The following is a 14,184-nucleotide window of genomic DNA, read 5'->3' on the forward strand; positions in this document are numbered from 1 at the left end:
TGTGTGCTAATATTCGCACCGGGAGCCGATGATGGATTTTGAACGCGCGCGTTTCAACATGGTTGAACAGCAGGTTCGCCCGTGGGATGTGCTGGATCAGGACGTGCTTGAGTCGATGATGACGGTCAAGCGCGAGGAATTCGTGCCCGCGGCCCACAAGGCGCTGGCCTTTTCCGAAGCCGAGATCCCCATCGGCAACGGCCAGATCATGTTGGCGCCGGTCGTCGAAGGCAAGGTGCTGCAGGCTCTGCAACTCAAGCCGACCGATACGGTGCTGGAGATCGGTGCCGGCTCGGGCTACTTTGCCGCGCTGCTCGCCTCGCGTGCCGACTGGGTGCGCAGCATCGAGATCGACCCCGAGCTGGCCGCCCTGGCCGCCGCCAACCTGAAGGCGGCCGGCGTGGAGAACGCGGTGGTCGAAGAAGGCGACGGGGCCGAAGGCTGGCCGGCGCGCGCGCCCTACGACGTGATCGTCGTCTCCGGCGGCATGCCCGAAGTGCCGGCGGCGCTCAAGTCGCAGCTGAACGTCGGCGGCCGCCTGTTTGTCTTCGTCGGCGAAGCGCCGATGATGGTCGGTCGCCTTGTGACTTGTGTGGGCGAAGGCCAGTACTCGTCCGTCGATCTGTTTGAAACCGTGGTGCCGGCACTGCGCAATGCGCGCCGCGCCGACCCCTTCCGCTTCTGAGGACTGCCCATGCGCCAGATGCGCCCGACCGAACTGAAAGACTGGCTCGACGACCCGGCCCGTGAGGCGCCGGTGCTGCTGGATGTGCGCGAGCCCTGGGAGTTCGAGCTGTGCCATCTGGACGGCTCGGTGCTGATGCCGATGTCGTCGGTGCCGGTGCGCCTGGACGAGCTCGACCCGGCGGCGCAGACGGTGGTGATCTGCCACCACGGCGGGCGCAGCATGCAGGTGGCCCTGTTCCTCGCGCAGCGCGGTTTCGACCAGGTTATCAACCTCGCCGGGGGCGTGGCCGGCTGGGCCGCCCAGGTCGACCCCGGCATGCCTCAATACTGAACACGCATCGACGCGGAGAATTGCATGAAGCGCACCCTGAGTATCGTATTGGCCAGCCTGATGTCGGCGTCCGCGTGGGGGGCGGACCTGATGTCGGTGTATCGCGACGCCCTGAAGTACGATGCCCGCTTCATGGCCGCCAAGGCGCAGCGCGAGGCGGGCCAGGAGAAGTCCATCCAGGGGCGGGCCGGGGTGTTGCCCGGCATCGGCATGTCGGCCACCACCACCTGGAACGACAACACCTATACCGGCACCGATCGCAGTTTCAACAGCAACACCTACGGCGCCGAGCTGCGCCAGCCGCTGTTCAACCGCGCCGCCTGGACGCAATACGAGCAAGGCAAGCTGCAAACCACGCTGGCCGATGCCCAGTTCGAGCAAGCGCGGCAGGACCTGATCATCCGGGTGTCAGAAGCCTATTTCGCGGTGCTCAATGCGCAGGACGCCGCCGAAGCGCTGCGTAGCTTGCGCACCGCTGCCACCCAGCAACTGGAGTTGGCCAAGAAGAGCTTTGAAGTGGGCACCGTGACCATCACCGATGTGCACGAGGCTCAGTCGCGCTTCGATCTGGCCTCGGCCCGCCTGATCGCCGCCGAAAACGAACTGGAAGTGGCGCGCCAGCGTCTGGCGCAGATCATCGGCAAGGAGCCCGAAGCCGTGGCCGGCCTGCGCACCGGCGTCGAACTGGGCCGGCCGCAGCCGGACGACATGCGCCAGTGGGTGAGCTCGGCCGAGCAGGACAGCTACGGCGTGCAGATCCAGCAGATCGCCACACGGATCGCCGACCGCGAGGTGGTGCGCAACGAAAGCGGGCACCTGCCGACGCTGGACGTGGTGGCCCGCTACAACCAGTCCGATGCCGGCGGCAGCAACTTTGGCGCCGGGCGCACCGAAAACACGATCCGCACGATCGGCCTCGAGCTGAACGTGCCGCTGTACCAGGGCGGCGCGGTGTCCTCACGCACCCGTGAAGCGGCCGCGCTGCTGACCAAGGCCGAGGCCGACCTGGACGATGCGCGGCGCAGCGCCGCGCTGGCCGCGCGCCAGTCCTACCTGGGGGTGACCAGCGGTCTCGCGCAGGTGAAGGCGCTCGAAGCGGCCGAGGTGTCGTCGCGCTCGGCGCTCGACGCCAACCGGCTGGGTTACGAAGTGGGCGTGCGCATCAATATCGACGTGCTCAATGCCCAGAGCCAGCTCGCCGACACCCAGCAGCAACTGGCCAAGGCGCGCTACGACACGCTGATCGCCCAGCTGCGCCTGGCGGCTGCGGCGGGCGCGTTGAGCGAGCAGGATGTCGAACGCCTCAATGCGCTGCTGACGACGGCACCCTGAGGCTGCTGCTGGTCTGCTTTGCTATTGCCGCGCCCCAGTAGGGCGGGTTTCAACCCGCCATGGTCGGCTAAAGCCGACCCTACGCGGTATCGAGAATTCGCAAGCACTACACGAGTCGCCCGGCGACTCAACCGTCGATCAAAGGGGTGAGCAGGGCGACGGTGCGCGCCGTCGCGCCGCCGTGCTGGTGGGCAAACCGGCGCCCGGCCTCGCCCATGGCCTTGCGCCGCGGCGTGTCGCCGAGCAACTCGAAGGCCTCGCGCAGGGCGTCCGGCACGGTGCCGAAGCGCAGGCCCGCCCCGGCGTCCAGCGCGGCATCGCTGGCATCGCTGAAATTGTAGGTGTGCGGCCCGAGCAGCACAGGGCGGCCGGCGGCGCAGCATTCGATCAGGTTCTGACCACCGAAGGGCAACCAGCTGCCGCCCATCAGCACCACATCGGCCAGCGTGTAGTAGGCCGCCATCTCCCCCATCGAATCGCCCAGCCAGACCTGCGCATTGGCGTCCGGCACGCCATCCGTGCTGCGCCGGGCAAGCCGCAGCCCGCGCTCGGTGGCGAGCCGGGCGACATCGTCGAAGCGCTGCGGATGGCGCGGGACGATGACCAGCAGCGCGGTGTCGCGCGCGGCGTGGGCCAGGAAGGCGTCGAGGATCAGCGCCTCTTCGCCTTCGCGCGTGCTGGCGGCGAGAATCACCGGCTGTGGGCCGATCCGGCTGCGCCAATCGGCGCCCAGTGTCAGCGCCGCGGGCGGCAGGGCCATGTCGAACTTGAGGTTGCCGGTGACCACCGGCGCGTGAGCGCCAATCTGCTGCAGGCGAGCCGCGTCCCCTTCGCTTTGCGCCGCCACGACGGCGAAGCGGCCGAAGGTCTCCCGCGCCAAGGCGATGAGCCGCCGGTAGCGGCCGGCCGAGCGGGCAGACAGGCGGGCATTGACCAGCGCGCAGGGCACGCCGAGATCCTGGCAGGCGGCCATCAGGTTGGGCCACACCTCGGTCTCCATGACGATGCCGATCTGCGGCGAAAAATGGCGCAGAAAGCGCCGCTGCAGCCAGGGCAGGTCGTAGGGCAGGTAGACCGACACCACACGCTCGCCATAGCGGCCGAACACCGACTGCGCCGTCTCCCGCCCGGTCGGCGTCATGTGCGTGAGCACGATGCGGTGCGTGGGGTAGCGCAGGGCCAGGGCGTCGACCAGCGGCTGCGCGGCGCGCGTCTCGCCCACCGAAACGGCATGGAGCCACAGGCACGGGCCGTCGAACGGCGTCGCGTAGCGACCGAAGCGCTCGCCGATGGCCGACGCGTAGCCCGGCTGCCGGCGGCTGCGCCACAGCAGGCGCGCCATCACGGCGGGCAGGGCTATCACCCACAGCAGGGTATAGATCAGTCGCATTGTCCCGGGAGCGCCGAAAAGCGGGAAATTATACGACGCAACGCCTGTCGGCGCGGGCGACGAAATGCCGTTGTGCACTGCCTCATGACGCTCGGCTGTGAGAGAATACCGCCTTGTTTTTTCGGATCAGGGATCATGCGATGAAGGTGTTGGTGACTGGTGCGGCCGGCTTTATCGGCATGCACGCCTCGGAGCGGCTGCTGGCGCGCGGCGATCAGGTGGTCGGCCTCGACAACCTCAACGACTACTACGATCCGCAGCTCAAGCGCGACCGGCTGGCGCGGCTCGAACCGCATGCCAACTTCCGCTTCGTGAAGATGGATGTCGCCGATCGCGAGGGCATGGAAAAGCTCTTCGCCGACGAAAAATTCGACCGCGTCATCCACCTGGCCGCCCAGGCCGGCGTGCGCTACTCGATCGAAAACCCCCACGCCTACATCGACAGCAACATCGTCGGCTTCATGAACATTTTGGAAGGCTGCCGTCACAACAAGGTGGCGCATCTGGCCTACGCCAGCAGTTCCAGCGTGTACGGCGGCAACACCAAGATGCCGTTCTCCGAGCACGACTCGGTGGACCACCCCATCAGCATGTACGCGGCCACCAAGAAGGCCAACGAGCTGATGGCCCACACCTACAGCCACCTCTTCGGCCTACCGACCACGGGGCTGCGCTTCTTCACCGTCTATGGCCCCTGGGGCCGCCCGGACATGGCGCTGTTCCTGTTCACCAAGGCCACGCTCGAAGGCCGACCGATCGACGTGTTCAACCACGGCAAAATGCAGCGCGACTTCACCTACGTCGACGATATCGTTGAAGGGGTGATCCGCGTGCTTGACCACACGGCCGAGCCGGATCCCGAATTCAACGCCGACCAGCCCGACCCGGGCCGCAGCAAGGCGCCGTTCCGTGTCTTCAACATCGGCAACCACAGCCCGGTTCAATTGATGGACTACATCGGTGCGATCGAATCCGCGCTGGGCATGGAGGCGAAGAAGAACTTTCTGCCGATGCAGGACGGCGACGTGCCGGCCACCTACGCGGATACCTCGGAGCTCAATGCGTGGACGGGGTTTCAGCCGGGCACGCCGGTCAAGGAGGGGGTGGCGCGGTTTGTGGCGTGGTATCGCGAGTATTTTTCGGTTTGAACGAGGGGCTGGATGTCCGGTCGAGGAAAGAGCATGTCGAGTAAGCAGCCCAAAGTCGCCCTCATTACCGGCGTGACCGGCCAGGACGGCGCCTACCTGGCCGAATTTCTGCTCAAGAAAGGCTACGAGGTGCATGGCATCAAGCGCCGCTCCTCACTCTTCAATACCGACCGGATCGACCATCTGTACCAGGATCCGCATGTCGACAACCGGAACTTCATCCTGCACTACGGTGACCTGACCGACTCCACCAGCCTGGTGCGCGTGATCCAGAAGGTGCAGCCCGACGAGATATACAACCTCGCCGCCCAGTCGCATGTGGCGGTCAGCTTTGAAGAGCCCGAATACACCGCCAACGCTGATGGCATTGGTGCGCTGCGTATCCTCGAAGCCATCCGCATCCTCGGGCTGGAGAAAAAGACCCGCTTCTACCAGGCCTCCACCTCCGAGCTGTACGGCCTTGTGCAGGAAACCCCGCAGAAGGAAACCACCCCCTTCTACCCGCGCAGCCCCTACGCGGTGGCCAAGCTCTACGCCTACTGGATTACGGTCAACTACCGTGAGGCCTACGGCATGTATGCCTGTAACGGCATCCTTTTCAACCACGAATCGCCGGTGCGCGGCGAGACCTTCGTCACCCGCAAGATCACCCGCGCCATCTCGCGTATCGCCCTCGGCCTGCAGGACTGCCTGTACCTGGGCAACATGAGCGCGCTGCGAGACTGGGGACATGCGCGAGACTATGTCGAGATGCAGTGGCTGATGCTGCAGCAGGACGTGGCCGAAGACTTCGTCATTGCCACCGGGGTGCAATACAGCGTGCGCCAGTTCGTCGAATTCGCCGCCGCAGAGTTGGGAGTGACCGTCCGCTTCGAGGGTGAAGGCGTCGATGAGGTCGGTGTGGTCGCCGCGATCACCGGCGAACAGGCCAGATGCAAGGTGGGCAATGTCATCGTCCGGGTCGACCCGCGCTATTTCCGCCCCACCGAAGTCGAGACCCTGCTCGGCGACCCCACCCGCGCCCGCGAAAAACTCGGCTGGACGCCCAGGATCACCCTGGCCGAACTGGTCAGTGAAATGGTGCGTGCCGACTACACCGCGGCCAAGCGCGACGCGCTCGTCAAAGACGCCGGCTACCAAGCCTACGACTACCACGAGTAAGCCATGGACAAGACCGCCCGCATCTACGTGGCCGGCCACCGCGGCCTTGTTGGCTCGGCCATCGTGCGCAAGCTCAAGGCCGACGGCTACACCCATATCCTCAAGCGCACTCACGCCGAACTCGACCTGACCGACGCAACGGCGACCGAGGCCTTCTTCGCCGAGCACAAGCCCGAGTACGTGTTTCTTGCCGCGGCCAAGGTGGGAGGCATTGTCGCCAACAACACCTACCCGGCCGAGTTCATCCGTGACAACCTTGCGATCCAGACCAGCGTGATCCACGCGGCCTGGAAGCATGGTGTTACCCGGCTGCTGTTTCTCGGCTCGAGCTGCATCTACCCCAAACATGTCCCACAGCCGATGAAAGAGGAACACTTGCTCACCGGCCCCCTCGAGCCCACCAACCGGCCCTACGCCCTGGCCAAGATCGCCGGCATCGAGATGTGCTGGAGCTACAACCGGCAATACGGCACCAAGTACCTCGCCGCCATGCCCACCAACCTGTATGGCCCCGGCGACAACTACCACCCTGAGAATAGCCACGTCATCCCTGCGCTGATCCGCAAGTTTCACGAAGCGAAGGCGCGCGGCGACGCCTCCGTCACCGTCTGGGGTACAGGCACACCGCGGCGTGAATTCCTGTTCAGCGACGATATGGCCGACGCCTGCGTGTTCCTCATGAGCCTGTCCGACGACAAGTACGACAGTCTGCTCGGCAGTGATGAATCCAGAACCGGGAAGTTCGAACCGCCGCTGATCAACATCGGCGTGGGCGAAGATGTGACGATTCGCGAACTGGCAGAGACGGTTTCCGAGGTGGTCGGTTATCGGGGCGACATCGTGTTCGACACAACCAAGCCGGATGGGACTCCGCGGAAGCTGATGGATATGGGAAGGCTGCAAGCCATCGGCTGGCGTGCCAATACTGGCTTTCGGTCGGGGCTATCGCGCGCCTATTCGGACTTTCTTTCGCATGGCGCGACGGCGCTCGGCTGACATGAGTTTGCACGCGATTCACCCGGCGTGCTTGTTGTGAGTCGGCCATGATCGGACCGGCGCGCGCCAGGCAGATTCTCAGATCGCAGCTCGGTCAGAATATTCTGACCAACTACGCCGCCACGGTCTGGCTGGGTGGTCTGAGTATCCTGTTGATTCCGTTGTATCTTCGGCTCTTGGGCCCGGCTCAGTGGGGCGTGGTAGCCATCTGCATGGTCATTCAGGGCGTATTGACTTTGTTGGATGCTGGTCTCGGCCAGGTCATGTTGCGTGATGTCGCGAGGAGTGCCCGGGAGCCGACGGAAGTGGCCCTCGTGTTCCGTGTTTTTGCGCGCGCCTACTGGGTGCTCGGGGCCATTGGCTTTGTGGTGGGGCAACTTGCGGTTCCTTGGCTAACCGAGACATGGTTTAACCAAGGGCAAGGCGTGCCTGACGGAGCGGATATTGCGCTGCGGTTGGTACTCGTACAGTTTTTCTTTCAGTTTGCGAACGGCGCGCATGGCGGATACTGGAACGGTGTCCAAGCCCAGAAACTCGCGAACATGAGGCAATGTGGCTTCGCCACGGTGAAACACGCCGGAGCGTTATTGCTCATTTTCGTATGGCAACCGGCGGCAATTGCCTATCTGGCGTCGTTCGCTGTCGTGTCGATCGTCGAGTGCGTATTCAACGCGCTGACAATTCGAAGCGAGCTTCGGGATGCGCCGCGTGTGCGCCTGTCCCGGGAGCGTTTTTTGCGGCTGGGACGGGAAACCTCCGTGCTCGCTGCCGGCGTGCTCATCGGCATGTCGGTATCGCAGATCGATCGCGTTGTGTTGTCGCGGGTAGTGAGCGTCGAAGATTTTGGTCGCTACGCGATCGTGGCGAGTCTTGGGCTGGCATTCCTGCAATTGCAGTATCCGTTGATGCGGGCCTTTTTCCCGCGGGTCGTGCATGAAGATGCGACAGGGGGAAGCGGCTCGTTCAGGAAACTGGGCGCAGGGATCCTCGTTCTTTGTGTCTTGCCTTGCTTCGCGGTGGCGCTGGCGGCCCCCTGGGTGCTGGCGCTTTGGTTGAACGACTCCCCGGTAGCAGCTGCTGGTGTAGCACCCCTGAGGCTGATCTTGTGTGCCGTTGCAATCAACGCGGTATACCACCTCCTGTATCAGCGAATCCTCGCCCGAGGACATGGAAAAGCAGTTGTGCTGATCAACTTGGCGGCACTCATCGTCACCGTTCCTGTCACGGTGTTCATGGCGAATGCTCATGGGATCTTGGGGGGGGGCGTCGCCTGGCTGACATCAGCATCGATTCAGCTCGCGCTAGGTGTTGTCTGGATCAGGCGTGAGATAAAGACTCGGCCATTGGCGGTGGGTTAGGGCAGAATCGGGCGGAACAGGCTTCCTCGGTTGCGCGGCGTGGTGCGCGACGACATGAAAGATAGGAATGAATGAGACACACTGACTTTTTCGAGCGTTTGAACCGATACGCGAGGCGGGTTCTTTCACGCTATCAACAGGCTTTTAGCGCCATTCCGCAGTATTTGGCGTTGAAGCGTGTCGCTGATCCTCGGTTCAGAATGCGCTGGACCGATCGCTGGTTGTGTTTTGGTGATGCGACCGCCCAGACCGGTTTTGACCGGCACTATGTGTTCCATACTGCCTGGGCCAGCCGGGTGCTCGCGGCTACACGGCCGGCAATGCATGTCGACATCTCCAGTTCGGTGTTTTTCGTCACAATGGTCTCCGCCTTCGTGCCGGTACGGTTCTACGACTACCGTCCTGCTCAGTTCGGACTGTCAGGTCTCGAATCGGCGCATGCGGATCTGACGAAACTGCCGTTTGACGATGAGAGTGTCGAGTCGCTCTCTTGCATGCACGTCGTAGAGCATGTGGGATTGGGGCGTTATGGTGATCCGCTCGACTATGATGGGGATCTGAAGGCGATCTCGGAACTGAAGCGTGTCGTTGCGCGGGAGGGGCAGTTGCTCTTCGTGGTGCCGATGGGTGGTGAGCCTCGCATCCAGTTCAACGCGCACCGGATATACACCTATAGGCAGATCGTCGAGCTGTTTAGCGATTTCGAGCTGGTCGAATTTTCGTTGATTCAGGATGGACGAACCGAGCCCGCTTTTGTACGGAACGCCACCGAGTCGTTGGCGAACGCTCAGGGATACGGCTGCGGGTGCTTCTGGTTCCGCAAGCCCGCTGAAAGGCGTCCGGTCTGAAGAAGGCTGCCCGGGATGCATTGCTGCGGACCGTGCAAGACACAAATTCAAATACAGGGTTTTGAAGGTATGACGTTGTTCAGGGATTGGATCCAGTCTGTTTTCAATTTCAATGATCATGAGCGAGGCAAGTTCATTGCGCGCGTGGCGGCGGCTACGCCCACGGGCGCTCGGGTGCTGGATGCCGGCGCCGGGCCGTGCCGACACCGACCGCTGTTTGCGCATTGCGAGTACCGCGCTCAGGATTTTGCAAAGTACGAAGGCTCGGACCACAGCTACGGCGAGCTCGACTACGTTTGCGATATCACCAGTATCCCTGAGGCCGACAATACATTTGATCTCATTCTGTGCTCGGAGGTGTTCGAGCACATTCCCCGTCCGGATGAAGCGGTGAGGGAGCTGGCCCGGCTTCTCAAGCCGGGTGGGACACTCGTCCTGACAGCACCCCAAGGGTCCGGCATCCATATGGCGCCCTATCATTTCTATGGTGGATTCAGCCCGTATTGGTATCGACACTTCCTTCAGCTGAACGGCCTTGTGCCCACCGAAATCACGGCCAATGGCGGCTTTTTCAAACTCTACGGCCAGGAGTCCCAGCGTTTTCTGGGGCTGGCTACACCGCGCTCGACGCCTAGCCGCCTTGCATTCTTACCACTCAAGGTGGTATTGGCGGTGTGGTTCCGCGGTGTGATGCCCCTGGTTTGTCATCTGCTTGACCCAATGGATGCCAAGCGGGAATTTACGGTTGGCTATTTCGTTCGGGCGACCAAACCGGCGACATTGGCGAATGTGAAGGCGTGATGCCCGTGGCGTTTCGTCAATGGCTACGTACGATCGGGCCGATTGATCGCACCGTTGCGAGGATCCGTGCGCGGCAGACCCGCGCTGCGTACGAGGATTTCTGCGTGCGATTTGGGGCAGAGCTTGGGCCAGGACTTGCCGCACGGGTTCGTCATCGTATGGCGGAGGTGAGACTGGCGGCACGCGCGAACACGCCTCGCGTGTTCTATCTCGGCACCGATGAGTTTCAGGACCGCAGTGGTTTCCTGCAGGCCTTGTCTCGGTATGCGGATGTACGTGTCTTTACGCGCGAGGACGGCGCATATGGGCAGAACGACCCGCGCCCGCCGGAGATCCGCATCCCCGCGATCACGGCGCGTTTGCTGGCCTTGCTGGAATCGCATGCGGCCGAAGGCTGGACTCCGGACGTGTTGATGGGGCAGACGTGGGCTTCGGTGATCGATCCTGACGTCCTCTCTGTCGTGCGACAGCGTTGGGGCGCGCTCATCATCAACATCTCGATGGATGATCGTCACCAGTTCGTTGGGCCCAAACTCAAGAACGGGCAATACGGGGGGGTGCTGCCCTTGGTACCGCATCTGGACCTGGCCTTGACGGCGGCGCCGGAGTGCGTTCGTTGGTACGAGTCGCAGGGTTGTCCGGCCCTGTATTTTCCAGAGGCGAGCGACCCGGAGATTTTCCGGCCCATGCCGACGCAGCCCAAGGTCCACGATGTGAGCTTCGTCGGGGCGCGCTACGGCATTCGGGAGAAACTCGTCACCGCGCTGCGCGGCGCCGGCATCGATGTGCATGCCTACGGGTCGGGTTGGGAGGGCGGGCGCTTGCCCGTCGACGCGGTGCCGGCACTCTTTGCGCAATCCCGAATCATCCTGGGGGTAGGCACGATCGGGCATTGTGATGATTTCTATGCCCTGAAGCTGCGTGATTTTGATGCGCCGATGTCCGGCAGTTGTTACCTCACGCACGACAATACCGATCTGCATGGCCTGTTCGATGTCGGTCGAGAGATCGTGACCTATCGGAATATCGACGACTGCCTCGAGAAGGCGAAGTACCTGCTGGCGCACGAAGACGAGCGCGAGTCGATTGCACGTGCTGGTCATGCGCGGGCGGTTGGCGAGCATACGTGGGATTTGCGTTTTGCCGGCCTGTTTGGGCTTTTGAAAGGGCTGGGCTGAGGCATGTGTGGTGTGATCGGCCTGGTTGGCACCGACGTAGGGGCGATCGAGGCTTTTGATTCGTGGCGAGACCGGCTTCATCATCGCGGCCCGGATGACGCCGGAACCTGGCGATCGACTTGTGGGCGAGTCGTTCTCGGGCATCGGCGCCTGTCGATCCTTGACCTGAGCGAAGCGGGCCATCAGCCTATGGTGTGCGCCAGTGGACGCTACACGATCGTATTCAACGGCGAGGTGTACAACTTCGTTGAATTGCGACGTGAGCTTGAAGCGCGCGGTCACGTGTTCAATGGTTCGGGTGACACCGAAGTGGTGCTGGCAGCTTTCGTCCAGTGGGGTGAAGCATGTCTGTCGCGCTTCAATGGCATGTTTGCCTTCGCCGTATTTGACAGGGGCGATGCATCGTCGCCGGCGACGCTTTTTCTAGCGCGCGACCGGGCGGGCAAGAAGCCGCTGTATATCGCGCGTCAAGGGGGGGCTCTGGCGTTTGCCTCCGAGCTGAAGGCCATTCCCGACCGTCTGCGCGGCGGATTCAGCCCGGATGCGCTCAACCACTATCTCGCGCTGGGCTACGTGCCCGGCTCGTTGTGCATTCTGGAAGGCGTGGAGAAGCTTCCGCCGGCGCATGCCGCGCGCTACCGTCTGGACAACGGCGCCTTCGAAACTTGGCGCTGGTGGAAGCTGCCGCGCCTTGAGGCGGATGAGAAAGTGCCGGTCGAGCAGCTCGTCGATGAGGCTGAGGCGCTGCTTCATGATGCTGTCCGCTTGCGGCTTCGAAGCGATGTGCCGGTTGGAGTGTTGCTATCGGGCGGGCTGGATTCGAGCCTCGTGGTGGCCAGTGCAGCACACGCGTCGAGTTCACCGATCAAGACCTTCACCATCGGTTTTCCGGGCTCAAGGCTGGACGAGACCGGCTATGCCGAGATCGTTGCCCGCCATTTTGGTACGGATCACCATGTGCTGCCGTTGCCCGAGCCCTCGCTGGCGGTGCTCGATGAGCTGGCGCCGATGATCGATGAGCCGATTGCCGACTCGTCGCTATTGCCCGCCTATCTGGTATCGAAGCTGACGGTAGGCCATGTCAAAGTGGCGCTCGGTGGTGATGGCGGGGATGAGCTCTTCGGCGGCTATGGCGACTACACCACGGCCATGGCCGATGCGGCGCGGTTTGGTTGGATGCCGCCTGTGGCGTTTCGTCTTGGCGCCCGTTTGGCGGGTTCGCTGGCGCCTGGCGTGCGAGGCCGCAACAGGCTGTCGGCGCTGCGTGGAGGGCCGTTTCAGTCTTTGGTGTGGGGCACGCCATATTTCGATGCGACGGCGCGTCGCCGGCTGCTGTCGGACGACATGCTCGATGCCTTGGGCGATCGGCTCATGGCGCCTGAGCTGTTCCGGCTCGGACTGTTTCAGACCGGACAAGACCCGGTCGACGCCATGACCCGAACTCACTTCGGCAGCATTTTGCCGGATGATTTCCTCGTGAAAGTCGACCGAGCCAGCATGGCGGTCAGTCTGGAGTTGCGCTGTCCGCTGCTGGATATGCGACTCATTGAATTTTGCTTTGGTCGCGTGGCGAGTCGCTGGAAGGTGCAGGGGCGCGAGGGGCGCCGCTTGCAAAAAATGCTCGGCGAGCGACTCTTGCCCCGGAAACTCGACATCGAACGAAAGCAAGGGTTTTCGATTCCACTCAATGAGTGGCTGCGTGGCGCAGACGCGCAGCGAACTCGTCACCTGGCGTCCGGTTTGCCGCGCTGGTTCAAGCCCTGTGAAGTCGAAGCCTTGCGCGCCGGGCATGCCAATGGCCGTGCGAATGGCGGACGTCTCTTTGCGCTGATGATGCTCGATCTGGCGTGCCGCAATCTCGGCCAGACAAGGAACTGATATGACCTCGCCCAGACTGTCTGTCTGTATTCCTGCCTATAACCGTGCTGGCCAGCTCCCGCCCTTGCTCGACTCCATCTTCAGGCAAAATTTCGATGACCTTGAGGTGGTAATTGCCGAAGACGGTTCGCCCGAGCGCGATGCGATTCGACAAGTCGCGGAGACGTATGCCGACCGCTACCCGGGTCGGCTGCACTACGTCGAGAATCCGAAGAACCTGGGTTATGACGGCAACCTCCGCCGCCTGATCGAACTGGCGCATGGTGACTTCGTGGTGTTCATGGGGAACGATGATCTCATGGCCCCCGAGGCCGCCGCTCGGATCGCATCCGCCGCGACGCGGCACCCGAATATCGGCGTTGTTCTGCGCAGCTATGCCTCCTTTCACGACGACCCGCAGCACGTCGAGCAGGTATTCCGCTACTTTGATGGTGAGCGCTTCTTCCCGGCCGGCATCGACACCATTGTCACCTTCTTCCGGCGATCGGTCTTCATCTCCGGCATGGTCGTGAATCGCGAGGCCGCGCTCGCATGCTCGACGCCCGAATTCGATGGTTCGCTGCTCTATCAGCAACATCTCGTCGGGCATATTCTGGCAAAGCACAACGGCGTGTACGTGCCCGACATCCTGTCTTTCCATCGACTCGGAGGAACGCCGGATTTCGGAAACAGTGAGGTTGAGCGTGGGCGCTTTGTGCCGCGAGAGCAGACACCGGAGTCCTCCGTGCATTTCATGCGGGGCATGCTCACTATCGCGCGTTCCCTTGAGACAAAACTCGGACTGCCGCTGTATGTCCCGATCCTGAAAGACATTGGTAACTATTCGTATCCGATCTTGTCGATTCAGGCGGACCGGTCGGCGAGCGTTTTTCTTCGATACCTTCTGGCCCTTGCTCGCCTTGGGTTCTGGCGAGTCCCTTTGTTTTACGGCTATGCGCTAGGGCTGCTGTCTCTCGGGCGCCGACGATGCGATACCGTGATTGCCAAGATTAAAAGAAAACTCGGACGGGCGCCGCGGCTGGGGGCAGTCTACGAAGGGAACAAAGAGGGGCGCTATTAACCCGGCAATCAAATAG

At 62.8% G+C, this 14,184-nt stretch carries 13 protein-coding genes; 12 read left to right on the forward strand and 1 reads right to left on the reverse strand.

All coding sequences use genetic code 11. The annotated features are described in order from the left end of the window. Window positions 1–31 precede the first annotated feature (31 nt). From I8J34_RS14090 to I8J34_RS14100, 3 genes are read left to right on the forward strand one after another with little or no spacing between them, the layout of a single operon-like run. Entirely contained in the window at window positions 32–685 is a 654-nt protein-coding gene (locus tag I8J34_RS14090) for a protein-L-isoaspartate O-methyltransferase family protein (protein WP_214362250.1), read from the forward strand. Between the two features lie 9 nt (window positions 686–694). Continuing rightward, a complete protein-coding gene (locus tag I8J34_RS14095; RefSeq protein ID WP_214362251.1) occupies window positions 695–1,018 on the forward strand; it encodes a rhodanese-like domain-containing protein in 324 nt (107 codons plus the stop codon). A gap of 24 nt (window positions 1,019–1,042) precedes the next feature. Beyond that, window positions 1,043–2,350 carry a TolC family outer membrane protein gene (locus I8J34_RS14100; protein ID WP_214362252.1) on the forward strand — a complete coding sequence of 436 codons (1,308 nt, stop codon included), beginning with the start codon at window positions 1,043–1,045 and terminating at the stop codon, window positions 2,348–2,350. Between the two features lie 127 nt (window positions 2,351–2,477). Here I8J34_RS14100 and waaA read toward each other — a convergent pair whose 3' ends face one another. Then, window positions 2,478–3,740, reverse strand: coding sequence for a lipid IV(A) 3-deoxy-D-manno-octulosonic acid transferase (gene waaA, locus I8J34_RS14105; RefSeq protein ID WP_214362253.1), 1,263 nt, complete (start codon window positions 3,738–3,740; stop codon window positions 2,478–2,480). A gap of 140 nt (window positions 3,741–3,880) precedes the next feature. Between waaA and I8J34_RS14110 the strand changes: the two genes are divergently transcribed. The 9 genes from I8J34_RS14110 (at window position 3,881) to I8J34_RS14150 (ending at window position 14,168) form a co-directional block, all read left to right on the forward strand. Further along, window positions 3,881–4,888: an NAD-dependent epimerase gene (locus I8J34_RS14110; RefSeq protein ID WP_214362254.1), complete on the forward strand. Its 1,008-nt coding sequence runs from the start codon at window positions 3,881–3,883 to the stop codon at window positions 4,886–4,888. Window positions 4,889–4,921: 33 nt separating this feature from the next. Next, window positions 4,922–6,049: a GDP-mannose 4,6-dehydratase gene (gene gmd, locus I8J34_RS14115; RefSeq protein WP_214362255.1), complete on the forward strand. Its 1,128-nt coding sequence runs from the start codon at window positions 4,922–4,924 to the stop codon at window positions 6,047–6,049. Between the two features lie 3 nt (window positions 6,050–6,052). Next, window positions 6,053–7,045: a GDP-L-fucose synthase family protein gene (locus I8J34_RS14120; RefSeq protein ID WP_214362256.1), complete on the forward strand. Its 993-nt coding sequence runs from the start codon at window positions 6,053–6,055 to the stop codon at window positions 7,043–7,045. A 47-nt stretch (window positions 7,046–7,092) separates the two neighbouring features. Further along, a complete protein-coding gene (locus I8J34_RS14125; RefSeq protein WP_214362257.1) occupies window positions 7,093–8,403 on the forward strand; it encodes a lipopolysaccharide biosynthesis protein in 1,311 nt (436 codons plus the stop codon). Between the two features lie 71 nt (window positions 8,404–8,474). Next, window positions 8,475–9,251, forward strand: coding sequence for a DUF268 domain-containing protein (locus I8J34_RS14130; protein ID WP_214362258.1), 777 nt, complete (start codon window positions 8,475–8,477; stop codon window positions 9,249–9,251). A 69-nt stretch (window positions 9,252–9,320) separates the two neighbouring features. Further along, window positions 9,321–10,052 (forward strand): class I SAM-dependent methyltransferase, encoded by a 732-nt coding sequence (locus I8J34_RS14135; RefSeq protein WP_214362259.1) that lies wholly within the window; start codon window positions 9,321–9,323, stop codon window positions 10,050–10,052. 5 nt (window positions 10,053–10,057) lie between these two features. After that, a complete protein-coding gene (locus I8J34_RS14140; RefSeq protein WP_214362260.1) occupies window positions 10,058–11,230 on the forward strand; it encodes a CgeB family protein in 1,173 nt (390 codons plus the stop codon). 12 nt (window positions 11,231–11,242) lie between these two features. Further along, a complete protein-coding gene (gene asnB, locus I8J34_RS14145; RefSeq protein WP_214362261.1) occupies window positions 11,243–13,108 on the forward strand; it encodes an asparagine synthase (glutamine-hydrolyzing) in 1,866 nt (621 codons plus the stop codon). 1 nt (window position 13,109) lies between these two features. After that, window positions 13,110–14,168, forward strand: a complete 1,059-nt coding sequence (locus tag I8J34_RS14150) for a glycosyltransferase family 2 protein (RefSeq protein WP_214362262.1) — start codon at window positions 13,110–13,112, stop codon at window positions 14,166–14,168. Window positions 14,169–14,184 lie beyond the last annotated feature (16 nt).

Source organism: Denitromonas iodatirespirans, from assembly GCF_018524365.1.
GTDB classification, from domain to species: Bacteria; Pseudomonadota; Gammaproteobacteria; order Burkholderiales; family Rhodocyclaceae; genus Nitrogeniibacter; species Nitrogeniibacter iodatirespirans.